This is a genomic window from Pedobacter jeongneungensis, assembly GCF_039538295.1.
GTDB lineage: Bacteria > Bacteroidota > Bacteroidia > Sphingobacteriales > Sphingobacteriaceae > Pedobacter > Pedobacter jeongneungensis.
In genome coordinates, this window is sequence record NZ_BAABBY010000001.1 from 119,689 (window position 1) to 142,504 (window position 22,816).

Annotated in this window: 20 protein-coding genes and 1 pseudogene; 18 read left to right on the forward strand and 3 right to left on the reverse strand. The window is 45.2% G+C overall.

What is annotated here, in order from left to right; all coding sequences use genetic code 11:
- The first annotated feature begins 117 nt into the window (after positions 1-117).
- From ABD769_RS00580 to ABD769_RS00615, 8 genes are all read left to right on the forward strand, one after another.
- Complete coding sequence (locus tag ABD769_RS00580) at positions 118-2,310, forward strand: heavy metal translocating P-type ATPase (protein WP_344848292.1); 2,193 nt, start codon at positions 118-120, stop codon at positions 2,308-2,310.
- Between the two features lie 3 nt (positions 2,311-2,313).
- Positions 2,314-2,757 (forward strand): divalent metal cation transporter, encoded by a 444-nt coding sequence (locus tag ABD769_RS00585; RefSeq protein WP_344848297.1) that lies wholly within the window; start codon positions 2,314-2,316, stop codon positions 2,755-2,757.
- 9 nt (positions 2,758-2,766) lie between these two features.
- A complete protein-coding gene (locus ABD769_RS00590) occupies positions 2,767-3,510 on the forward strand; it encodes a ZIP family metal transporter (protein ID WP_344848300.1) in 744 nt (247 codons plus the stop codon).
- A gap of 8 nt (positions 3,511-3,518) precedes the next feature.
- Positions 3,519-4,205 carry a DUF1345 domain-containing protein gene (locus ABD769_RS00595; protein WP_344848303.1) on the forward strand — a complete coding sequence of 229 codons (687 nt, stop codon included), beginning with the start codon at positions 3,519-3,521 and terminating at the stop codon, positions 4,203-4,205.
- 22 nt (positions 4,206-4,227) lie between these two features.
- A complete protein-coding gene (locus ABD769_RS00600; RefSeq protein WP_344848306.1) occupies positions 4,228-4,404 on the forward strand; it encodes a DUF2188 domain-containing protein in 177 nt (58 codons plus the stop codon).
- 98 nt (positions 4,405-4,502) lie between these two features.
- Positions 4,503-4,751 (forward strand): hypothetical protein, encoded by a 249-nt coding sequence (locus ABD769_RS00605; protein ID WP_344848308.1) that lies wholly within the window; start codon positions 4,503-4,505, stop codon positions 4,749-4,751.
- A gap of 3 nt (positions 4,752-4,754) precedes the next feature.
- Positions 4,755-6,704, forward strand: a complete 1,950-nt coding sequence (locus ABD769_RS00610; RefSeq protein ID WP_344848311.1) for an LTA synthase family protein — start codon at positions 4,755-4,757, stop codon at positions 6,702-6,704.
- A gap of 7 nt (positions 6,705-6,711) precedes the next feature.
- A complete protein-coding gene (locus ABD769_RS00615) occupies positions 6,712-7,404 on the forward strand; it encodes an HD domain-containing protein (RefSeq protein ID WP_344848314.1) in 693 nt (230 codons plus the stop codon).
- A gap of 75 nt (positions 7,405-7,479) precedes the next feature.
- On the opposite strand, the gene ABD769_RS00620 is transcribed toward ABD769_RS00615, so the two are convergent.
- From ABD769_RS00620 to ABD769_RS00630, 3 genes and pseudogenes are all read right to left on the reverse strand, one after another.
- Entirely contained in the window at positions 7,480-8,706 is a 1,227-nt protein-coding gene (locus tag ABD769_RS00620; protein WP_344848316.1) for a hypothetical protein, read from the reverse strand.
- Positions 8,703-9,149, reverse strand: coding sequence for a QcrA and Rieske domain-containing protein (locus ABD769_RS00625; RefSeq protein WP_344848319.1), 447 nt, complete (start codon positions 9,147-9,149; stop codon positions 8,703-8,705). The genes ABD769_RS00620 and ABD769_RS00625 overlap by 4 nt, the downstream gene beginning before the upstream one ends.
- Positions 9,150-9,151: 2 nt before the next feature.
- Positions 9,152-10,354: pseudogene (locus ABD769_RS00630) on the reverse strand (di-heme oxidoredictase family protein).
- Positions 10,355-10,762: 408 nt separating this feature from the next.
- Between ABD769_RS00630 and ABD769_RS00635 the strand changes: the two are divergent.
- From ABD769_RS00635 to ABD769_RS00680, 10 genes are all read left to right on the forward strand, one after another.
- Positions 10,763-10,942 (forward strand): histone H1, encoded by a 180-nt coding sequence (locus ABD769_RS00635; RefSeq protein ID WP_344848322.1) that lies wholly within the window; start codon positions 10,763-10,765, stop codon positions 10,940-10,942.
- A 178-nt stretch (positions 10,943-11,120) separates the two neighbouring features.
- Positions 11,121-11,798, forward strand: a complete 678-nt coding sequence (locus ABD769_RS00640; RefSeq protein ID WP_165585838.1) for an AbiV family abortive infection protein — start codon at positions 11,121-11,123, stop codon at positions 11,796-11,798.
- A 395-nt stretch (positions 11,799-12,193) separates the two neighbouring features.
- Positions 12,194-13,012, forward strand: a complete 819-nt coding sequence (locus ABD769_RS00645; protein WP_344848329.1) for a hypothetical protein — start codon at positions 12,194-12,196, stop codon at positions 13,010-13,012.
- A gap of 101 nt (positions 13,013-13,113) precedes the next feature.
- The gene (locus ABD769_RS00650) at positions 13,114-14,688 is read left to right on the forward strand and encodes a hypothetical protein (RefSeq protein ID WP_344848332.1); all 1,575 of its coding nucleotides are present in this window, start codon (positions 13,114-13,116) and stop codon (positions 14,686-14,688) included.
- A gap of 252 nt (positions 14,689-14,940) precedes the next feature.
- The gene (locus ABD769_RS00655; protein WP_344848335.1) at positions 14,941-15,219 is read left to right on the forward strand and encodes a hypothetical protein; all 279 of its coding nucleotides are present in this window, start codon (positions 14,941-14,943) and stop codon (positions 15,217-15,219) included.
- Complete coding sequence (locus ABD769_RS00660; RefSeq protein ID WP_344848338.1) at positions 15,192-16,013, forward strand: SOS response-associated peptidase; 822 nt, start codon at positions 15,192-15,194, stop codon at positions 16,011-16,013. The genes ABD769_RS00655 and ABD769_RS00660 overlap by 28 nt, the downstream gene beginning before the upstream one ends.
- Before the next feature lie 68 nt (positions 16,014-16,081).
- The gene (locus ABD769_RS00665; RefSeq protein ID WP_344848341.1) at positions 16,082-17,062 is read left to right on the forward strand and encodes a DUF6602 domain-containing protein; all 981 of its coding nucleotides are present in this window, start codon (positions 16,082-16,084) and stop codon (positions 17,060-17,062) included.
- 229 nt (positions 17,063-17,291) lie between these two features.
- Positions 17,292-18,029: an ImuA family protein gene (locus tag ABD769_RS00670; RefSeq protein WP_265856972.1), complete on the forward strand. Its 738-nt coding sequence runs from the start codon at positions 17,292-17,294 to the stop codon at positions 18,027-18,029.
- Positions 18,030-18,034: 5 nt separating this feature from the next.
- Positions 18,035-19,543 carry a Y-family DNA polymerase gene (locus ABD769_RS00675; protein ID WP_344848346.1) on the forward strand — a complete coding sequence of 503 codons (1,509 nt, stop codon included), beginning with the start codon at positions 18,035-18,037 and terminating at the stop codon, positions 19,541-19,543.
- Positions 19,544-19,555: 12 nt separating this feature from the next.
- Positions 19,556-22,786, forward strand: a complete 3,231-nt coding sequence (locus ABD769_RS00680; protein ID WP_344848348.1) for an error-prone DNA polymerase — start codon at positions 19,556-19,558, stop codon at positions 22,784-22,786.
- Positions 22,787-22,816: the final 30 nt, after the last annotated feature.

The following is a 22,816-nucleotide window of genomic DNA, read 5'->3' on the forward strand; positions in this document are numbered from 1 at the left end:
TGAATAAAAGGTGCCTCGTTAGGGAGGCATCTTTTTAAAAAAAGTGAACCCACACGGGCAGAGAATACAGATAAAGCGGTTGCCCTGAATATTCAACAAAAATCAATTTACCCCGATATGGAAAACAAGAAGAAAAAATCCGACACCAAATCATCTGCCAAAAAGCCTGTAGTCCGGAAGGAAGGCTCAGATTCCAAAGAAACAAAAGCGAAGCCGGTAAAGGAAGAAACCAAAACTTCTTCACAGCCTATTTCTGAAAAACCATCCAGGAAGGGAAAAGAAGCTGAAAAGGAGAAAGAGGCTCATCTTGACCATGCTGAAGAGGAAGGCCATGATCATGAACATGGCGGGATTTTCGGGAAGAACACGGAAATGATCTTCGCCTTTATCTGTGGCGCGGCGCTGGGGATAGGATTTGGAATTTCTTTCATAGACGGTGTTCCCGAATGGGCAAGCCTTGCACTCTACATAACAGCCTATTTCTTTGGCGGTTTCTTTACGGCCAAGGAAGCAGTTGAAACTATACTGAAAGGTGGCTTTGAGATCGACTTTCTGATGCTGGTCGCCGCAATCGGCGCAGCGATCCTGGGCTCCTGGGCCGAAGGCGCATTATTGCTCTTCCTGTTCAGTCTGGGACATGCGATGGAACACTATGCGATGGGCAAGGCAAGAAAATCTATAGCTGCCCTTACCAGTCTGGCTCCCCCGACAGCCCTGGTTGTCCGGGATGGCAAGGAATCTGAGGTGCGCATCGAAGATCTTCAGCTTGGAGATGTCATTATCATCAAGCCCAACAGCAAGATTCCGGCAGACGGAGTGGTTGTAAAGGGTGAGGGCAGTGTCAACCAGGCTCCTATTACGGGTGAGAGTGTGCCAGTGGACAAATCACCCGTACCGGACGCATCAAAGGACTATTCTGCCGAAAAAACCATCAAGCCCCAGTTCCGTGTATTTGCCGGAACAATCAACGGAGCCTCGGTTCTGGAGGTTAAGGTAATCAGGGAAGCCAAGGATTCTACCATCTCACGCCTGATCAAAATGGTAAATGAGGCGGAAAAACAAAAATCCCCAACGCAGCTATTTACCGACAGGTTCGAAAAGTATTTCGTTCCGGTTGTACTGGTTCTGGTGACCGCACTATGTTTTGCATTCCTGGTTATCGATGAGCCGTTTAGCAAAAGTTTTTACCGCGCGATGTCCGTACTGGTTGCTGCCAGCCCGTGCGCTTTGGCGATTTCTACCCCAAGCGCAGTACTTAGCGGTATTGCAAGGGCTGCACGTGGCGGAGTCCTTATAAAGGGAGGGCGGCCACTGGAAGATCTGGGCGAACTCAACGCCATCGCGTTCGACAAGACCGGAACACTTACCGAAGGCAAGCCCCAGCTCACAAACGTGATTCCACTGAACGACATGTCAGAAGAGGAACTAATGGGTATTGCTGTTGCCGTTGAAAAACTCAGCGACCACCCGCTGGCCGAAGCAATTGTAAAAGGCGCACTCGAAAAGATGAAGAAAAAATCCGTTCCTGAGGCACACAACGTCAAGGGCATTACCGGAAGAGGTGTTCAGGCTGAGGTCAACGGTAAAAAAGTATTCATTGGAAACAAGGCCCTTTTTGAAAAGGATGGAATACCCGAAGATATTCTCAAACAGGTTGAAGAGCTGGAAAAGGGCGGACATACTTCAATGCTTGTCAGGGTCGATAAAGCTTTCATCGGCATTCTTTCCCTTATGGATGTTCCCCGTGAAGAGGCAAAACATGTGCTTAAAGAACTTGAAGAGCTGGGGATCAAAAAAATGATTATGCTCACCGGGGACAACCAACAGGTTGCAGAGGCGGTAGCCAAACAGATTGGTGTAACCGAGGCATGGGGCAACCTTATGCCGGAAGACAAAGTTAAGGCAGTACAGAAACTCGCCAAATCAGAAAAAATGGTTGCGATGGTGGGAGACGGCGTGAATGATGCCCCGGCCATGGCCAAAAGTACCGTAGGTATCGCTATGGGCGCTGCGGGATCTGATGTTGCTTTGGAAACAGCAGATATTGCCCTGATGGGCGATAAGCTGGAAAGCCTTCCCTTTGCCATCGGGCTTAGCCGTAAAGCCAGGGGCATTATTAAACAGAACCTCTGGATTTCCCTTGGCGTTGTCGCCGCACTTATTCCACTGACCATACTGGGTGTCGCTTCGATCGGACCGGCAGTAATCGCCCACGAGGGATCGACGCTGGTCGTAGTGTTTAATGCGCTGCGCTTACTTGCTTACGACAACGGACATAATAAAAAAGCACCGAAAAAGAGGAAAAAATAAGGCATGTTCAAAAAGGTTAAAAAATTCCTGAAAGCCCTGGGGCCGGGCATCGTTACCGGTGCGAGTGACGATGACCCATCAGGTATTTCCACCTATTCACAGGGCGGTGCAAAATATGGTCTGGCAGCACTCTGGACATTGATCATCACAATCCCCCTGATGGCTGCAGTCCAGGATTGCGACCGTATCAGGCTGACCACAACGCTTAGGAAACACTATCCAAAATGGGTATTGTACCTGTTGATCATATTCAGCGTGCCGGCAATCGTCCTGAACATTGGTGCCGATATCACTGATATGGACGCTGTCGAGCATCTCATATTTCCTGCCGTTCATGCAATTGTTTTTAGTGTGCTCTTTACCGGAGTACTTTTATTCTTCATCATTTATCTGCCTTACTTGACATTTGGCTCAGTGCTGAAATATCTGCCTATAGATTTTATTTAAGAAAGAATTATGCAGGCTAAACAACTTATTTCACTAAACATAATGCTGTTTGCGGTGGTTCCGGTCGTCTTACTTATAGTCGGTGGCATGATCGTAACCTGGAAAAAGCCCACGGCTGCTGTGCAGAGTACGATCCTCCACTTTGCTGCAGGGGTAGTTTTTTCCGTCGTGGCAGTTGAGCTTTTGCCAGATATGATCAGGATCCATGATACAACCGCAATAATTATCGGTTTTATATTGGGTATTTCGGCCATGCTTCTGATCAAATGGTATACCGCCAGGCTTGAACTCAAAACGGGCGGAACAAACGACAGCAAGTTGTTGCCTTGGGGAATGCTTATCGCGGTAGGCATTGACCTGCTCTTGGACGGTCTTCTTTTAGGGATAGGATTCGCAGCAGGATCAAAAGAAGGAACCCTGCTTGCACTGGCACTTGCGATGGAATGCCTTTCGCTGGGACTCGCAGTAGGTACCAGGCTGACCAAGCTTGGAAGTTCCAAAAGGAGGCTGATCAGGGTGCTCTTGCTATTTGGCCTGGTTTTTCTATTGGGAACAGGGGGAGGTTTTTTTATGCTGCATTTTACAGGAGAAAAAGTACTGGAACTTGTACTCTCATTTGGTAGCGCAGCCTTACTGTTTTTAGTTACCGAGGAACTTCTTGTCGAAGCCCATGAAGAAAAGGATTCTCCATTTTTTACCGCGGCTTTTTTCTTAGGATTTCTTCTGTTTATGGTTCTGGGGCTCATTATTTAATCTAAACCATGCATATTATCACTAAAATCAGTCAGTTCGATGCGCACCATAAACTTTACCTCTCCCTGGGTGTTGCTCTTGCCGCCCTTGGTATTTGCTATGTTATGGAACTGGATGCCTCTGTCAGGTGCATGGTTGCATGGCTAAGCTATGCAATAACCAGCATTGCGCTTGCATGGACAACCATTAGCTCCTCGCATCCCAGTCAAATAAAACACGATGCCCATGCGCAGGATTCAAGCAGGACGCTCATTTTTCTTTTTGCCATAGCCGCTGCATTTGCCAGTCTTTTTTCCATTATTATCCTTTTGCGTGAGAACTCGGAAAAGACCGATCAGGGCCTTTTAATGACTATCGTTATTCCGTTGCTCTGCGTGGTTAGCTCATGGTGGCTGGTTCATACCGTCTTCACCATGCGATATGCACATTTCTATTACTGTGACATCGAGCATGAGAAGAAAGGAAAAATAGAAAAGCCCGGAGGACTGATCTTTCCTGGAGAAGAAGATCCCGATTATATGGATTTTGTCTATTTCGCTTTCGTGGTTGGAATGACTTTTCAGGTATCTGACGTAGAAATCTCCTCAAAAAGGATCCGAAGACTTGCCTGGATGCACGGTGTGCTTTCATTTGCCTTTAATACAGTAATAGTTGCCCTGACAATCAATGTGCTCTCGGGCATGATCCAAAAATAATTTAATATAAAACTAAAAACCTATGGACTGGACACCAGAAAATTTTCCACTTGAGATGAAGGACCTTGACCCAAGGGTAAGGGAAAAAGCGATCGAGATCGCCAACGAACTTAGAATTACCAGAGAGGTAAACGAGCTCAATATTGTTGAGGTTGCCATCAACAGGGCCCAGCAATGGTTTATCAGCCTGGAGGGATAATGGCAGTGCAAAGATTATCCCCTGATCACACAAAATATAATCCAAACCGCGGCAAGGTATCCACAAGGCTCCTGACCGATCATAAAACATTGAATAAAATGCAGACCAAAAGAAACAACAGGCCCAGGCCTGCTGCTGCCAGGGGTGGGGGAACAGCTCCAAAAAAGAAAAAGGCCAAGGGGCCAAAGAAATCGGTTTTCCTGATGGTATTTTATTGGATACTGGCGCTGCTGCTGGCGCTCGCCATTTATTTTAAAGCCAAACATTTCTATAATTCACATTGGAACAAGGATACCAACGAAAAAAACAACGATTCTGTTATCACCACCCCCGGATCTAAAAAATAAACCATGAAGCAGATTTTTATGAAAAGCCGATATAGTTTACTATATTCCTTTATCTTTTTCTTCATCTGTGTCTCGACCATGCTGAGGATCAGTTTTACTGCGGTTTCGCTCGGAAAGGCGGGGCTGGGATTTGGAGAAATCCTCACCGCTTTTGCTAAAGGATTCGTCTTCGATCTTGGGGTGTCCACATATTTCAGTGTATTTTATGCACTTTATCTGCTCATCCTTCCCCAAAAATGGAACAGGACTGGATTTAACAAGGTGTTTACCCATATCCTTCTTTTTCTGATGGTCTTGATTTCGATATTTTCTTTTTTCGCAGAATTTACTTTTTGGCGGGAATTTGAGAGCCGTTTTAACTTTATAGCAGTAGATTATCTGGTCTATACTTATGAGGTTGTGCACAACATCAACGAGTCCTATCCGCTGCCACTTTTGATTTCAGCTGTTGTCATAATCTCCTTTTTATGGAACTATCTTATGAAAGGGGCGTTCAGGAAGAGCTTCGAGTCTGCTACACCTTTTGCCCGTCGATCGGTAAATACAGCCCTGATCATTCTGACAGCAATATTCTATACGATAGAGATAGATAACTCCTGGGGGGATAAAAGCGGTAACCGTTATGCGGCAGAAATTTCCAAAGCAGGGATATATTCTTTCGTAGCGGCCTTCAAGGCGAATGAGCTTAGCTACGATCAGTTTTATCCGATGCTCGCAAATCAGCTTGCCTTCAATTTGGTAAGAAAAGAACTCACCTCTCCCACTAGCAGGTTTATTTTCAAAGGGCCTTCGGTACGTAGATCGGTTCTGGCCGGTAATGGCCAGAGGGAACCCAATGTCATCATGGTGGTCATGGAGAGTTTCAGCGCTGATTATATGGGCACTTTTGGCAATACACAAAAACTGACACCTGTTCTGGATTCGCTGGCCAAAGAGAGCATCCTCTTTGAGCGCATGTATGCAACAGGCACCCGTACCGTGCGAGGGATGGAGGCGCTTTCCCTCGCCGTTCCGCCAACACCGGGGAACAGTATTGTAAGGAGGAGCAATAATGCAAACCTGAGCACAATAGGCAGTATTTTTTCCAAACGCGGGTATTCCACAGGCTTTTTTTATGGCGGGGACGGTTACTTTGACAATATGAACCAGTTCTTCGGAAGCAATGGCTATGACATAACAGATAGGGGAAGGAAGCTTACAATGGGCGATGCCTATCTGGGAAAGCGGACCATATTGACCGATAGCGAAGTGAGCTTTGAAAATGCCTGGGGCGTATCGGACGGGGATCTTTTCGCTGCGGTAATCCGTGATGCGGATAAAAGGCACTCGTTAAAGACGCCTTTCTACGATTTTGTCATGACCACTTCCAACCATCGGCCCTTTACCTATCCCAAAGGAAAGATAGATATCCCACCAGGCACGGGAAGAGAGGGCGCAGTAAAATATACCGATTATGCCATTGGGGAATTTTTAAGACAAGTTCGGAAAAAGCCATGGTTCAGCAATACCGTGTTTATATTCGTTGCCGATCACTGCGCGGAAAGCGCAGGAAAGAACGAGATTGATATCTCCCGTTACCATATCCCGGCGATGATATACAACCTCAATGGACAGCCCCCTTCGATAATTCCCAGCCTTTGCTCACAGATAGATCTCTATCCAACCTTGTTCGGTCTGTTGAAATGGGACTTTGAGAGCAATAACTTCGGTATGGACGTTCGATCACCCGGGTACCGCCCAAGGATCTTGCTAGGAACCTATCAAAAGCTCGGTTATCTCCGTAGCGACACCCTTGTGGTACTCAGTCCAAGGAAGCCTCCGCAGAGCTATCTTTATGATTTCAAAACCAATATACAGACCTCCGAGAAATCTTCTGAAACACTTGGAAGGGAAGCCATTTCTTATTATCAGAGTGCCTATTACCTCTTTAGGACAGGCGGATTAAAAAAATAAGAATATTATGAATTATTATCAGTTATTATTGATCTGTGTGCTAGCGGGGTCTGTGATCCTGCTAACAGGTAAATACTTTTTTAAGCGCAGGCGCAGAAACATCTTCAGCATGCTTATTGGAGATGTTCAAGCTTATGTAAGCTATCTTTTTGAGGAGCACTGGCAGACTGACCTGGCATACCACGATCTGGATCATACTAGACTTGTGGTCAAAAGGACCCAGGAAATCGCTTCTAATTTTCGCCTGGATAACCTTCAGGAATTCATACTTTTCTCTGCAGCATGGTTTCATGATACCGGGCAGCTGATTGGGCCTCCTGCCGGCCATGAGCATCGAAGCGTGCGGCTGATGGAAGAGTTTCTTTCAGATAAAGGGATTGCACCGGATATCACCTCCACCATTGGCCGCTGCATACTCTCCACCTCAATTCCACATAGCCCTAGCAATGTCCTTGAAGAAATTATCTGTGATGCTGATACCTATAACCTGGGCAATGAGGAATTTCTCATCACCGATGCAAAGGTTGCGCGCGAAATGCAGAAAAGGGCAGATGTGGACCTAAGCCATTGGGATAAAAAAACACTTGCATTTCTATCGGCTCACCGTTTTTTTACGCCTTATTGCAAGTCTATGCTCTCGCAGGGAAAGCAAAATAATATCCATTTGGTACGGGAACGCATAAAAAATAAATCAGACTAAACACAATAAATGGATTTGGACAATGAATGGGATATACTCTTAGGCTTCTTATCGCGTTTATCCTGGCAGGTATCATTAAAAATAGGTTGACACCCCGAACTGCACCGCTCCGGTTCTGGCAGGCGGGTTTCCAAGGATATCCTTCTGCCACTGTTTTCGGTAGGAAAACCTCAGCACGGTTTGTTGCCTTGGCCTGAAACTGATGCCGGGCATTACGCTGAAAAGCTCATCACCAATATTCCCGCCGGTCTCCCTGAACTTCCCTACATTCCAGTCCACATACTCTACCCTGCAGGCTAAACTTACAACAGAATGCTGCCAGCCCAGAATCGTTCTTTTGATCACAGGCTGAACTATATCCATATATCCCCCCATCTGACGGCTCCCGAACTGCTGGGAATAGGTGTCGGGAACATCGACCTTGACCCATGCCCACTCAGCGGTGATGAAGGTCTTAAGTTTGGGAAGTGTAGTGTTAAAGTCTATGGCGAAAACATTTAGCCTGCGTTTGTCATCGATAACAATCCCGTCTGACTGCCATTTATTGTAAACCCCTCCCATATAGGATAGGCCGAGTTCGCCTACATTGTTCCTGCGTACCGCGACCTTTCCCGTTAGAAGCGGCTGCCCGCTTGCAATTTCTTCAAACCTTTCCGGATTTCTTTTTGAGGCAGCCAGGGAGGTTCTGTTTTCAGTGTTTGCAATAATGGAATCGTCAAAGCTGCTTGTGGCATATAACTCGTAGCCAAGCATCCAGTCACCACTATAGTTCTTGCCATAAATCCCGAATCCTGCACTGCTCCAGGTTGCAGGCAGCATCTGTGTCATGGCGATCGGACGGTCGGTGAATTCCCATTTAGGACCGTCATGGTTCTGGTTGAATGCACCAATGGGATTTAATATCATTCCGCCCCTTAAATTAAGCAAGGGGTACAGTTCCAGATCCAGCGCAGCAAATTCAACCGCTATTTCTTTTTCAGCAGGTTCAAATTCGATCTCGGAAAGAAACTTGATGCGCTTGGAAATGGTTGAGGCTACAAATAGCGTCATCCTTCTGAACTGGAACTGCTGTCCTTCAGAGATCCCGTCTGTACCCTGATACTGCCAGTTGGCTTCCATGTATCCGCCCACCGACACAGGAAGTTTTCCCACGGCAATAAAAGGCCGTTCATAAACTGCATCCATGTTGAGTGAGTTTTTTGCGGTATCACCGGGTTTGGCCCTTAAAAGTTTCGGGTCGATCTGGGCAAAAGCCATCTGACCGATACCAATAGATATGATCAGCGTAAAGAGTTTTTTCATACTGCCTTCAGTGAAATTTTGATCCTGGTTTTTTCTATGGTGATGGGGAAGGTTCTTAAGTTTGCTTCTGCCGGACCATTGGTCATTCTGCCCTTATTGTCAAACTCGCTTCCGTGGGCCGGACATTGAAGCCTGTCGCCGAAAGCCTGGAGTTCAGTTCCCTGGTGGGTGCACTGCATCCACAGCGCAGAATAATTCAGTTCGTCATGCCTATAGATACAGATGGGATATCGGAGCAGGTCATTGCTGACTACAATGTATCTTTTGAACTGGACATTTTTTCCCTGTCTGAGCTCAAAGTCCTTCATTTCTACGACCAGGTTATCCCCTGCAATCTCGCCCGTCGCCGGCACCAGGCTGCTGCATCCACTGATCAACGTGGTAATCCCAAAGCCTCCAAGGCAGGCCATTCCACAGCCTTTTATAAAATCTTTTCTTTTCATTTCTATAGTGATTCTAAAAATCTGAGCAGCGCATTCTTTTCTTCCCCAGAAAGCTGGTTGAAGCTGTTGCGGCTTGCAGATGCCTCTCCTCCATGAAGGGTTACCGCCTCTTCGATGCTTTTTGCCCTTCCATCATGCAGCAGATGATAAGATCCCCCCTGTGAATTCATCGAAAGTCCCAGTCCCCATAGGGGCGGGGTTCTCCATTCGAAGGTTTTTGCCGATCCTTCCGTATAACCATCATCCAGCCCAGGCCCCATATCGTGAAGCAACAGGTCGGTATAAGGATGAAATTCTTTGTTGGACAGAGCGGCTACCGGTGAAAAACCTGTTTTTAGGGTAGGCTTGTGACAGCCTGAACAGTTGATCTTTTCGAACAGTTTCCTGCCAGTTTCAACTTCCGCATTCCCTACATTGCGCTGTATAGGCGCTTTTAGCGTCTGAAGATAAAACACCACGTTATTCACTGTAAGTGTGGGGATTTCAGGGTCAATCACCATCCGCGTATAGGCATCCATAGGATCAAAGCTTGAAGTAATCCCGATATCCTAGTTGTAGGCATTCACGGTCTGGTGGAGCAGGTTATATGCTGCCGCCTTTTTTCCAAAACGATGGATATATTTTCCCTTCAGTGGAATAGCATTGTTAAGCGTCTGAACATATGAGGGAAGTACTGCGTAATTCGGGATACCAGAAATGCCGTCATTATCCAGATCCTGGGGGTCAGCCATAGCCAATATATCTGCATCAGCTACCAGTTCGAGAAAGCCAAGGCCGGTATTGGCAGGCGGCGTAAATTTTGAAAAGGTGGCCCCCGCTGGGATTTGCTCAGGTTTGTACCCGGGAATAGCCCTGTTCTGCAGTTGTGGGCCTCCCTGTTCTAAAAATTTATTGCCTGTTTCATCAGTCTGCCCGAAACGAACCAACGTAGTAAAGGGATGGCCTTTGCCGTCACCCGCATGGCAGCTTCCGCAGCTGGTTGCAACAAAGCCAGGACCAAGACCGTTCTCAGGAGTAAATATCTCATTGTTGAAGGCTGCATCTCCCAAAGCGAACCGTCTCAACTGTTCATAGCTGAGTCCTTCTACCGGCCCATCAAGAATTTCGTCCTCTTTTGGAGAAGAAGGGATTATCTTCTCACAGGACACCATTATAGCAACCAGGCTCATAAGTGAAAGCAGGACAATGGGTAATCTTTTCTGCATGGTATCTGATTTTTTTGTAAATCTAATAATAAAAATAGAAAAGACTAAAAATAAATTTAGATTTATCTAAATTTATTTTTAGATTGATTTTAACGGTGTCGGAATTATAATGCACGGCTCCCAAAGTGACCTACTTTTTTAACATGAGCACGGAATGCAGTGTTATAAACCAAAACAGTAAATCATCTATTGCTTTCAAATCAGGAACTTCACCGGATAGGGTATTTTGTTGGTGGATGCTACGGTCTATCCATTGTAAGCAGATGTAATAAGGCAAGGCAATGATGCAGGATTCGGAATTTTTAAAGTTCTTTTCGAATTTTGGTTGAAATGTTTAGTTTTAGGGCTGGAATACGGTTTCCTAGATAAAAAACAATACCGTGGTCATTTGGCCTAAAAAAAACAGTTATGGAAAAATTCAAACAGGTGCAGGAAGTTATTGCTTCAGTAGAAGCCGATGTAACAAAATTTTATGATGGTGGAAACGCAGCCGCTGGTACGCGAGTACGTAAGGCAATGCAGGATCTCAAGGTTTTAGCTCAGGAAATCAGGGCTGAAGTTACAGAGAAAAAAAATAGCGATAAATAATAAACAGGAGACTGTTTTGGGAAATAAGGCCATTAGTGTATAAACTGATGGCTTTTTTATTTTATGGTTGACATGCTGAATTTTATCTCAGAGTTTAAGAGAATATGTGCAAAAGATTTTTTGCACAAAGCTTATACTTAGCTTATTTTAGAAAGCTACGCTCAAATATATGCATACCTTGGATACGCCTTCAAAACCACGTGGGTGGAACGACCTGACCCTACAAGAATTTAAATCAATATATCCTGTCATAGAGGAAAATGCAAATAGGCATTTCCGCTGCGCTGAAATACTTGGGAAATCTGACGAACCTCAGAATGCAATCGCTCATTTGATTTTGGGTACGGAAGAACTCATAAAAGCTTTTGCCTGTTTGTTAATGTCTAGAAAAGTACCCCTGAGACAGCAATCATGGTTTAAGAAGATTTTCCTTCATCACAAGGTAAGGCATGATCTGGTTAAGGATTTTTTTTCGATGTATCTTTTGTTTCGCTTTTCTTCGTCTACAAACTTAAGGCCAACTGGAATATTCTCCTTTTTAGGGGCAGCATTAATGAATACTGCCATGGCTACAGCTAATTACTTTTGGTGGAGCAATGCCGATAGTTTGAAACAGAGGGCTTTCTATGTTGATTTTATTAATTCAATTGTCGATCCCTCTACTATTACGGCTGGCGACTATCAGGTAGCCAAAGCTTATGTCAATCTTTTCCAAAAAGACATTGCTAAACTTATGAGATCCATCGAGGTAATGTCCGATAAAGAATTAAAGTCTTGGACTCCATTTAACATTAACGAGTTGGATAAGCTTCGGGAACAGGCATACAAATTGCAAAAAGAAAGAAAAAAATCATGAGTCCATGGAACGTTTGCTTTCCGTATTTTGCAGAAAATTATTTTGCCATTTTGGAGTTTTTCAAGTCACTTAATAAATCAACGATAAAGAACAGGTTGGTAGCTTTTTCTAAGAAAGCTGAATAATTCTTATAAAGACATCTATAGGTTTATGTGCTGGAACGACTTTCAAAAGCAATTTATGGTTGGAGTGGAGGGAATTTACGACATCAAAACTTTTGCTGGGGTACTAACTGGCTACTCATTAGAGTAAAAAAGCTGCAAAAATAAAACCCGGGCTTGTAATAATCCTATTGGACAGCTCTGTTTTACGAACAGTTTTTTGTTGCCTAAACAACTAATTCTGTTTAATATTTCCTAGATTGGGATTCACGCTTACCTCAGATTTGACTTTTTATGACTCTAGTAATTGCACAGAGGAACGACAAAGGTGTATCGTTCTCTTCAGATTCCAGGATTTCGTTTGGTGAGGCTGGTTTCTTTGATAAGGGGATCAAGATATTTACTGTTCCTTTTAAATTAAAAGGGCCTGCAAAATCCAGGGACGATTTCAATAAGTATGAACATGAGCTAATCTATGGGCTTGCGGTCGTGGGAAGTTCCATTAATGCCAATACAGTTAAAGACTCCATTGCCGAAATTCTCCCGAATGTAACCTATCTAACAAACATGTCTGATGTATCCATCATAGGGATCAGTTCCCTTGTTCTTAAATACTATAGGGAGGTTTCTCAGGAGCTAACCGCTGTTCTGGGAAAAACAGGCCTTTCGGAAATTCTACTTGGAGGCTACTGCATCGTCGAGAAGCGGGTGCGTATAGTGCGTTTTTATCCGGATATAAAGGAAGATCAAGTCGATTACCAATTTGAAGAGATACTGCCAGAACATGGAATGATGTTTTTTGGCTCGGGTAAAGCGTATGCCGAACAGGTCTTTAAGGAAAACGAAACTCTAGATCCATTGCAGATATTAAAAAAGGTAATTGAATCCAAGGCCGATGCTGCGGTAGGTGGAAACATGCAGCGCGGAAACTTTTATGGTGAAAATTTTGAAATCAGTGGAGTCGTAGAGGACCAGCTAGACGAAAAAGGTAATTCAATTAAGAAAACAAATTACAGAAGAGCCTTTCTGGTTGAGAATGAAATTGAAGAATTCAAAAAGCCACCATATTTAGCATTAACATATGGATATACTTCAGTCAAACTGATACCCTGAAGCTAAAGCAGTATGGTAATGGCTAAGAACTAGCCTGCAGTAAAATTTGCCTCCATGCGGATTATATATAATACTGATTTGCAAAACCAATAACAAACGATATGAAGAAAGGATCTCTGGAAGAGTTGTATGACTACTTTAAAAAATTCCATTTATCTGATACGCTCTATTTATTCGGGGCAATTAATGCTGTTTTGAAATATGGTGAGCAAAAGCTCCACAGCTCGAATGTTCCAGAGCATCTGTATAGATGGATAGGTCGGTTGACAGAGCAGGAAAGAAAGTTTGTTGGATTAAATCTGACCCGGATGGCAAGATTTATGATCTTGAGCGGGGCAAATGATCATAAAGGACAACGTATGCTGCTTGATACCCCAGCATTTCATAAGGCTTACGAAATGGTAATAGAGCTTTATGATACAGACGTTGACATTCCAATCGACCAAGGTCCGGAGGCCATATCTCAATATTTCTCTCGCATTGGTCAAATCCAGTTCCCCCTGCAAGCAAGGCAGCATACCGTTATTGGAAGAGGTTATGCCATGTTCATATCAAATCCTTCTATTGCAACTTCTGCATATGACTTTAACAGAAAGCTAATGGAGTTTTACAAACTGGATTGTTTTCAGTTTATGGCTACAGGTATTGCGATGTGGTTATTGGTAAATGGGATATTAGACTACGAAATGACCATAGAGATCTCCAAATTAAAAGATATCGTCACCCCGGAAGCAATATCTATTTTCACAGAATTGGCAACAGGAACTGCAAAACAATACAGGGAAATGGTTCGTGGTCCAGGTCGAGGCAATCAGATGGATAAATTAAAAGACATTTATGGACATGACCCCTTCACCGCCATGCCCGCAATACGCGTAGATAGATCCAGCGTTCTCAGGGCTGGTACCGTAGTCGTCCCTCAGCCTAAATATTTTCTGGAAAAGGCAAGTGCTGGGATATTTTATTTATTGGCAAATAAAGAACAACAAATCGCAAAAGTTGCTGGAAAAACGGGCGAAAATCCCTTTCGGAATGCGTTTGGAATCGTTTTTAGGGAATATATTGGACGGCACCTCAAGACGCCAGGCAAAGCACACACATTTATTGATCTAGACGTTGATTTTTCCGAGCCTTGGACTGGACTTCTTCCTGATTTTGCACTTATTAATGCTGAAGTATGTTTGCTTGTGGAAGTTAAAACAACCTTATTAAAACTTCCGGCAAGGAGTTATTTTGAACCTGAAATCATCAAAGGGGAGGTTCAGGCTGGAAACCTAAAAAAGGCCGTACGGCAATTGGATTCATTTAGGAAGGCTATATTAGAAAAAAAAGTTAAAGATGTTAGGTTTGGAAAAGTAACGAGAATCCTAAATATCATAGTCGGATATGATCAGGTATATGTTTTAAACTCTGCTATTCTTCCAGATCTAACCGCAGCTCACAGGGAAATCTCTTATGATCTCCAGCTCGCAAGTATCGCTGATATTGAAATGATGGGCAGCGCATTGGAGCAAGGATTCAACCTAAATGAGCTCATGGGCAAGAAAGTTGCGGACACTGGTGCCGTCCGATGGTCTATCGCTACTTATTTACAACAATGTCATGTAACATCAAAAAATCAAATACTGAATGAGGCTTTTCTTCAATGTATGGAAAGGTTAGGGCTGAACAAGTAAACTTTAAAAGGCCCAAGTTTAGTAAAAACCCTAGTGATCACGTATCTAGAAGGAGGAAAGAATCAAAAGAGAGAAATGGAAAAAAATTAATGGCATTTATAATAAATCTGCTCAAGTTACGTCTTTATATATGAGAGCGTTAATTTAGAACGGGGAATGATCATCACGATTGTTCCCCGTTTTTTATTTTGTGTCTGAAAGTTAGGCGCTTGACTACTATTAGTTTCTTGGATTTTTTCCTTAATTTTAATCGTGAGGAAAATTGAACCACCATTTGAACTAGTGCTTGATGGGCGGCAGATTATGGTCTCTGAACATGAGTTCGGTTCGAACAGGGTGTTCCATGTTAACTTTGGCGGTTGGAAAAAGCCGCTGGTGATTGCTATCGGAATTGGTATCCGGGATCAGAAGTTCTGGACTTCAATCCCCCAGGGGAGACAGGCCGAAGCGCAGGAGATAGGGAAATTAATTGCGGAGCATATCCGCGCTAATAGGAAAGAATCATGTGTTATTACAACGGACAGAAAGTGACCAGAGCCGAGTTTATCCAACTCAAGCAATTGGAAAAAGCGGTCAGAAACTATGATTTTTTGGACAAGGGCGTACATAATGGGTTCAACTATGCGCCATGTGCAATTGTTGTTGCGACTGATGACCGCAGAGATTTTGAGATCCAACAGGCTGAATGGGGATTTATCCCAGGTTATGCAAAAGACCGCGAAGAGGCCAAAAAGTTTAGGGGCATGTATACCACGCTCAACTTTAAGGCGGAGAATCTTTTTACTAATGAAGCTGGTAAAAAATCCATGTGGGCAGAGGCTGCGCGCCAGCGTCGATGTCTGGTGCTCTCAACTGGTATCATCGAATCCATGCATGTACCTACCTATGGTAAGAAGGGTCAGTTGCTGAAGGCAACAGATAAAGTTCCCTATATGATTGGTATTATGGATAAAGAATATTTCTGGTTTCCTGGAGTATATAATGATTGGTTTGATAAGGAAGCTGGGCAATGGGTGCGTACGGTTGCCTTTGGAACTACCGCGGCAAATGGAATCATGCAGCAGATCCATAATTCTAAAAAAAGAATGCCAACTATCCTTACGGATGATTTGGCCTGGGAGTGGCTAATGGAGGAACCGAGCGAAGAACGCCTGACCGAAATTGCACTTACCCAAATCCCATCAAAATTAATGGAGGCATGTACCATCGATAAGGATTACCGTTTTGCAGGCGAGGCTACGCCGGCTGATTATCCCGATCATCCAGCTCTTGACCTTACCTTTGTGGATCAGGAACAACTGGATTTCGATCATTGGAGAAACTAGCGGTTCTTTTTTAATTTAGCGCAAAAGATAGAAACGAAATGTCAAGCCAAAAGCCGCTCCAACCACAGATGGCAAGCCAGGGATGGAAACAGTTCCTCGCCGCAAAAACCCGAATGCTTGCTGCCTATGATTTAGCGAAGGATCTGGAAAACAATAAGCTGGTAAAAGTCAGACATGGTCTTGTAGCAGAGGCCGAATTTCGAAAATGGCTAAGCGAATTTCTGCCAAAAAGATATGCGGTAACATCTGGATATATCATTTCACCCGGGATTTCCAGCAAGGAGCACATGGTGCATTATGATGTGATCATATATGACCAGTTGGAATCTCCTGTGCTTTGGGTCGAGGATAATCCAGATTCTTCCGGTCAGGGAAAGTCGCTGGCAATACCTGTTGAGTATGTTCATGCGGTATTTGAGGTGAAATCCGCATTTAACAGGCAGTCAGCGAAGGAAGCGGTCGACCAGCTGTCCAAGCTTAAGCCATTATTGGCGCGGGTAGACCCGCCGACCAGTCGCGCCAAGATGTATCTTCCTGCCAATTTCTTCTGTGCAACTGTATTTTTCGAACTCCGTAAAGAGCATGATAAAGATTTTGCAGCTATGGATGAACTAGTTAATGCCACAATGATTCGAAGATTCTACGGGGGAATTATACTCCGGGCCGAAACGCTTGATAGATACAACAGCGGAAAAATAAGCTTCAGAAATGAAAATGTCGATTCTAAGCCAAACAACAACTCATCGTTATCCTTTTGGACAACATCGAAATGCCTAAAGTATAAGGATGATCAATATTTCAGCCTGCTGCTGACATTCTGGGAACAGCATTTTTCCGAGTTTGCCTTTGACATCTTAGCGCTTTTGAAAAACACCTATCAGCCCAATGTTCTGTCCAGTCTATATTGCACGGGTTCCACCTCTTTGGAAAATGGCAGTATCGTAGAAACCAGGTACGCTGATCCGGAAGGCTACAAGCGATACCAGGAAGAAACGGCGGCAATTCTTAAAGCACAGGGTTTCGTTGGATTGGAGCCATCGGATATCTAATTTTACGAGTTTTCCTTATTTGGCAACACAAGGGAATACTTATTTTTTTCTTTTTTGCAAGATAAAATAAACAATCTGTTTGCGCAACATTAGGCTATGCCTTAATTGGAGTTCTCCACCAAAAGCACAATCTTTTCAACATTTTGTATTTTACTAACAATTTTAGCTTTATGTTTGTTGTATAATTTTAGAATACTAAAAATAATAGTATAAAATTAACTCGAATACCATGGATGCTAAAAGGGAATTGTTTCAAAAATTGCAGCAGGATATCCTGTTGTGGCAGGGCTTTAAGCCCGTTGCCTCGGGCAAGGCTGAGCGAATCGGCCTAGGAGAGATTGAAGATGCTTTCCCAGGTGGAGTATTCCCCAAAAAAGCGATCCATGAGTTTATTACTGTAGTCCCGGAACAATCAGCGGCAAGCGATGGCTTCATCGCAGGTCTGCTGGCTGTGCTTATGGAAAACGGTGCGGCATGCGTATGGGCAAGTACTTCGCGTCGTCTTTTCCCTGCCTCGCTCGGCCTGTTCAATGTCGAGCCCGAGCGCATTATTTTTATGGATGTACAGACCGAAAAGGATGTGCTATGGATTACAGAAGAGGCCCTCAAGTGCGAGGGGCTCGCGGCCGTAGTCGCCGAGGTAAATAATTTATCACTTATCGAATCTCGAAGATTGCAGCTGGCTGTAGAGTCAAGTGGCGTAACAGGATTTATCCTCCGAAAAGATGAAAATAAAACCGCAAGTACAGTGGCCACCGCGAGATGGAGGATAAGTCCCCTGCCTTCGCAAACAGAAGATGGAATGCCAGGCCTGGGTTTTCCACGCTGGCAGGTCGAGCTGCTAAAGGTGCGCAATGGGAATCCTGGAAACTTCGTGCTGGAATGGGCTGGAGAAAAATTCGAGGAAGTTAAGAAAGTCAAAAAGGAAATTGTTTGGTCTGAAATGGAGGGCAGGCAGATTGGATAGATATCATGCAAAGGCGTTTTGTTTCCATATGGTTCCGCCAGCTGCTGGCTGACTGGCAGCTTATCCGCAGGCCCGAGCTTTCTGGCGTGCCCTTTGTTTTTGCTGCGCCCGACCACGGCCGAATGATGATCACCGCGGTGAGCGAGCTTGGCCATGGATTTGGTGTCGAGGTTGGAATGCGTGCTGCAGATGCAAAGGCCATTTGTCCCGGACTTGAGGTGTTGGATGATAAACCCGGAAGACCCAGAAAACTGCTCAAAGGGCTTGGCGAATGGTGCGTGCGCTATTCTCCTATAGTTGCAATCGATGAATTTGCGATGGATGGGCTGCTGCTTGAGGCAACCGGATGCAGCCATCTTTGGGGCGGGGAACGCGGATATCTAAAAGAAATCGTTTCCAGGTTAAAAAGCAAGGGTTATACCGTCCGCGTAGCGATAGCCGATACGCCCGGAGCCGCATGGGCGATATCCCATTACGGAAAAGTGACCCCGCTGATCCCGATAGGCGAGCATGTAGATGCTTTGCTCAATCTGGTGCCAGATGCGCTGCGCCTTGAGGAGACCACATTAGCGAAACTTCGAAAACTCGGATTCTATCAGACCAAGAGTTTTATTGGAATGCCCAGATCCGTATTGCGCAGGCGCTTTGGCGAGGAATTTCTGCTACGCTTGGCCCAGGCGATAGGCACAGAAAACGAAGTACTCATTCCCATGCAGGTACCTGTGCCTTTCAGCGAGAGACTGGCTTGCCTAGAGCCTATCAAAACAAGGAACGGGATAGAAATTGCCATCAATAAATTACTGGAAAACCTGTGCAAGCGAATGCAGGCCGAGGGAAAGGGGCTAAGATCCGGCGTGCTTACCTGCTACCGTATCGATGGCAAAGTGGTACAGGTTGATATCGGTACAAGTGGAGCATCGCATAATATCAGCCACCTTTTGAAGCTATTTCAGCTGAAGATCGATCAGATCAGGCCAGCCCTTGGCATCGAGCTTTTTGTGCTGGATGCGCCGAAGGTGGATGATGTCGAGGTTCCACAAGAACAAATGTGGACATCAAAGCCGGGCCTGGATGATCAGAGCGTAATCAAATTGCTTGACCGCATCGCTGGAAAGGTAGGTTTTCAGGTGATACATCGCTATTTGCCCGCCAAAAGATACTGGCCAGAACGGGCGATCCTCAAAGCGGTTTCAGTAACCGAAAAACCAAATGCGCCATGGCGGGTGGATAAGCCAAGGCCTACAGAGCTGCTAAAAACTCCGGTTGCAATTGAGGTAATGGCAATTATCCCAGATCATCCCCCTAAGTTTTTTATCTATAAGGGAGTTCGACATATCATTGCAAAAGCCGATGGCCCGGAGCGGATCGAACGGGAATGGTGGCTGGACGAGGGCGAGCACAGGGATTACTATCAGGTAGAGGATGAGCAGGGCGGCCGTTATTGGCTGTTCCGTTCGGGGCACTATGGCGGAGAAAATAAGTACAAATGGTTTATCCATGGATTTTTTGCATAAGGAAGATAAGTTATGGCGTATAGCGAATTACAGGTTACATCAAATTTTAGTTTCTTGCGGGGGGCCTCGCATGCCCATGAGCTCGTGGAACAGGCGGAGACTTTTGGCTATCAAAAAATAGCGATCACAGACCGTAATACCCTGGCGGGGATTGTCCGCGCACATGCGGCTTGCAGGGAAAAAAACGTGAAGCTTATTCCGGCTTGCAGGCTGGATCTGCTGGATGGGCAAAGCCTTTTGGCATATCCAACCGACAAGGAAGCGTACGGCAGATTGTCGGCGCTACTTACCCTTGGCAATATGCGCGCCGAAAAAGGTTCCTGCCATATTTCAAGGGCGGATGTTTATGCCCATAGCAAGGGGATCATCTTCTGCCTAGTGATGCCCGGCGAGCTTAACCGCAGGTTTGAATACGAGCCTAGTTTTATCAGCGCTGTCGCAGAATACAGTCAGGCACTGAATGGTCAGTTATATTTAGCAGCTACCAGATCTTATATGGGAAACGATGATAAGCTTATCTTCCGGACCTCGCAGCTTTCAGATTTTTACGGAATTCCGGTTGTAGCAACGGGCGATATCCATTACCATGATCCCTCGCGCAGGGAATTGCAGGATGTGCTAACATGCGTACGGGAGAAATGCACCATTCAAGATGCCGGGTTTCGCTTGCATCAGAATGCAGAGCGATATATGAAAGAGGTCGCCGAGATGGAGCGATTGTTTAGAAAATACCCAAGTGCTATCAAAAATACGATGATCATTGCCGAGGCCTGTAATTTTTCATTGGATGAGCTAAAATATGTTTATCCCGAAGAGATCAATCAAAGCGGCAGAAGTCCAATGGAAGAACTAGAGTTCCTGACATGGAAAGGAGCGCATGAGTTTTACGGTGAAGAAATCCCTGAAAAGGTGGTTAAAATGATCCACCATGAAATGGAATTTGTGAGGCAGATGGATTATGCCAATTATTTTCTTTTTGTTGAAGATATTGTACGCGAGGCCAGATCGAGAGGGATTCTTTGTCAGGGAAGGGGTTCTGCGGCCAATTCTGCGATATGTTTTGTTCTGGGAATTACTTCGGTTAATCCCATGAAATTCGATCTGCTTTTTGAGCGCTTTATTTCGCCCGCCAGAAACGAGCCACCCGATATTGATGTGGATTTTGAGCATGAGCGTAGGGAAGAAATCATCCAGTATATCTACAATAAGTACGGGCGTGACCGGGCGGCAATCGTAGCGACAGTCACCCAGCAGCACCAGAAGGGCGCAATTAGGGATGTGGGAAAAGCGATGGGACTTTCAGTGGATACAATCAATAGGTTGTCGAGTTCTATTTGGGAGTTTACAGATGAATGGTTCGAGGGAAAACGGGTTACAGAACAGGGCTTAAATCCGGATGATCCGCACCTTAAAAAAACGCTGGAGCTTACTTCCCAGATGATGGGCTTTCCTCGGCAGCTCGGCCAGCACACCGGGGGATTTGTGGTAACGCAAGGCAAGCTTACCGACCTGTGCCCTATCCTAAATGCGCGGATGGAGGACCGAACAAATATCGAGTGGAATAAAGATGATATCGATGCGCTGGGCTTTTTAAAAGTGGATGTATTGGCGCTTGGCATGCTTACCTGCATACGAAAGGCGTTTGACCTTTGCCGTGACCACTATGGAAAGCAGTTTACCCTGGCGAATATCCCGCAAGACGACCCCGAAGTCTATGATATGATCTGTCTGGCTGATACATTAGGGGTATTTCAAATTGAGAGCCGGGCGCAGATGTCGATGCTTCCAAGGCTTAAGCCTAGGGAATTTTATGATCTGGTGATCGAGGTCGCAATTGTCAGGCCCGGGCCAATACAGGGAGATATGGTACATCCATATCTGCGCAGGCGAAATGGCGAAGAACCCGTGGTGTATCCATCGCCGGAACTCGAAGAAATATTGGGACGGACATTGGGCGTTCCGCTGTTCCAGGAACAGGCGATGAAAATTGCTATTGTCGCAGCTGGATTTACCCCGGCCGAAGCCGATGGATTACGAAGAAGTATGGCAACGTTCAAGTTCAAGGGCCTGGTTAATCAATACGAGCAGAAGCTAATAGATGGAATGCTGGACAAGGGATATACTTTAGAATTTGCTAAGCGAATATTCAAACAGCTGGAGGGATTTGGAAGCTATGGTTTTCCTGAGTCCCATGCGGCAAGTTTTGCGCTGCTGGTATATGTATCCTGCTGGCTAAAGCATTATTATCCGGATGTTTTTGCTACGGCATTGCTGAACAGTATGCCGATGGGCTTTTACCAGCCCGCGCAGATCGTTATCGATGCGCAGAAACATACCGTAGCGGTGCGCGAGGTGGATGTTAACCATTCGCTGTGGGATAATAAGCTCGAAGAAAAATCGGGCAAATATTTCGCGCTGAGGTTGGGATTCCGGCAGATCAGTGGCATCCGGTCTGATGATATTGAGACCCTGGTGAATGGTCGTGGCGAAGGATATAAATGCATTACCGCGCTTCGCGATGCTGGCGTTTCACTAGCGGCGCTTGAGAGACTGGCCGATGCGGATGCTTTCCGATCCATGGGAATGGATCGGAGAAAGGCCCTTTGGGAAGTTTCGGCTTTGCATGACATGCCGGTGGAACTTTTCAAGGGACAGGCATCTGAAAGCGTGCTGGAAACGCAGGTCGAGCTTCCGCTTATGGGAAAGGGAGAACACGTGGTGCAGGATTATGTAACGGTTGGGCTTTCGCTCAAAGCTCATCCGGTGAGTTTTGTGAGGCCGCAACTGGATATGCTCAATATCCGAAGTTGCCACCATATCAACAATGATTCTACAGATGGCCAATTGATAAAAGTGGCGGGATTGGTACTGGTACGCCAGCGTCCAGGAACTGCGGGTGGAGTTTGCTTTATCACAATCGAAGACGAGACTGGGTATTCTAATCTGGTGGTCTTTGAAAAATTGTTTGAAACCTATCGCAAGGAAATATTGCATGCAAGGCTGCTGATGGTAGAAGGCCGATTGCAACGAGAGGGAAAGGTAGTGCACGCGATAGTTAGCAAATGTTTTGATTTTACAAAGATGCTGGGCAAACTATTGCAGCGGGAGGTTGATGATCTGCCGGTATTAACCTTGGCGCGTTGGGATGAGAAAACAGCACCTTATCCCTCCCAGAACAAACTTGCACAGGTACGCGATGAAGTGCCAAAAGAGGCATTCCATGGGGGCAGGAATTTTAAGTAATTGTTAATTGTTAAAGAAAAAATAATAGGT

Bases quoted from the DNA above. Each gene is read 5' to 3' on its own strand.
- ABD769_RS00580 (WP_344848292.1), top strand. From the start codon at position 118: ATGGAAAACAAGAAGAAAAAATCCGACACCAAATCATCTGCCAAAAAG.
- ABD769_RS00585 (WP_344848297.1), top strand. From the start codon at position 2,314: ATGTTCAAAAAGGTTAAAAAATTCCTGAAAGCCCTGGGGCCGGGCATC.
- ABD769_RS00590 (WP_344848300.1), top strand. From the start codon at position 2,767: ATGCAGGCTAAACAACTTATTTCACTAAACATAATGCTGTTTGCGGTG.
- ABD769_RS00595 (WP_344848303.1), top strand. From the start codon at position 3,519: ATGCATATTATCACTAAAATCAGTCAGTTCGATGCGCACCATAAACTT.
- ABD769_RS00600 (WP_344848306.1), top strand. From the start codon at position 4,228: ATGGACTGGACACCAGAAAATTTTCCACTTGAGATGAAGGACCTTGAC.
- ABD769_RS00605 (WP_344848308.1), top strand. From the start codon at position 4,503: ATGCAGACCAAAAGAAACAACAGGCCCAGGCCTGCTGCTGCCAGGGGT.
- ABD769_RS00610 (WP_344848311.1), top strand. From the start codon at position 4,755: ATGAAGCAGATTTTTATGAAAAGCCGATATAGTTTACTATATTCCTTT.
- ABD769_RS00615 (WP_344848314.1), top strand. From the start codon at position 6,712: ATGAATTATTATCAGTTATTATTGATCTGTGTGCTAGCGGGGTCTGTG.
- ABD769_RS00620 (WP_344848316.1), bottom strand. From the start codon at position 8,706: ATGAAAAAACTCTTTACGCTGATCATATCTATTGGTATCGGTCAGATG.
- ABD769_RS00625 (WP_344848319.1), bottom strand. From the start codon at position 9,149: ATGAAAAGAAAAGATTTTATAAAAGGCTGTGGAATGGCCTGCCTTGGA.
- ABD769_RS00635 (WP_344848322.1), top strand. From the start codon at position 10,763: ATGGAAAAATTCAAACAGGTGCAGGAAGTTATTGCTTCAGTAGAAGCC.
- ABD769_RS00645 (WP_344848329.1), top strand. From the start codon at position 12,194: ATGACTCTAGTAATTGCACAGAGGAACGACAAAGGTGTATCGTTCTCT.
- ABD769_RS00650 (WP_344848332.1), top strand. From the start codon at position 13,114: ATGAAGAAAGGATCTCTGGAAGAGTTGTATGACTACTTTAAAAAATTC.
- ABD769_RS00660 (WP_344848338.1), top strand. From the start codon at position 15,192: ATGTGTTATTACAACGGACAGAAAGTGACCAGAGCCGAGTTTATCCAA.
- ABD769_RS00665 (WP_344848341.1), top strand. From the start codon at position 16,082: ATGGCAAGCCAGGGATGGAAACAGTTCCTCGCCGCAAAAACCCGAATG.
- ABD769_RS00670 (WP_265856972.1), top strand. From the start codon at position 17,292: ATGGATGCTAAAAGGGAATTGTTTCAAAAATTGCAGCAGGATATCCTG.
- ABD769_RS00675 (WP_344848346.1), top strand. From the start codon at position 18,035: ATGCAAAGGCGTTTTGTTTCCATATGGTTCCGCCAGCTGCTGGCTGAC.
- ABD769_RS00680 (WP_344848348.1), top strand. From the start codon at position 19,556: ATGGCGTATAGCGAATTACAGGTTACATCAAATTTTAGTTTCTTGCGG.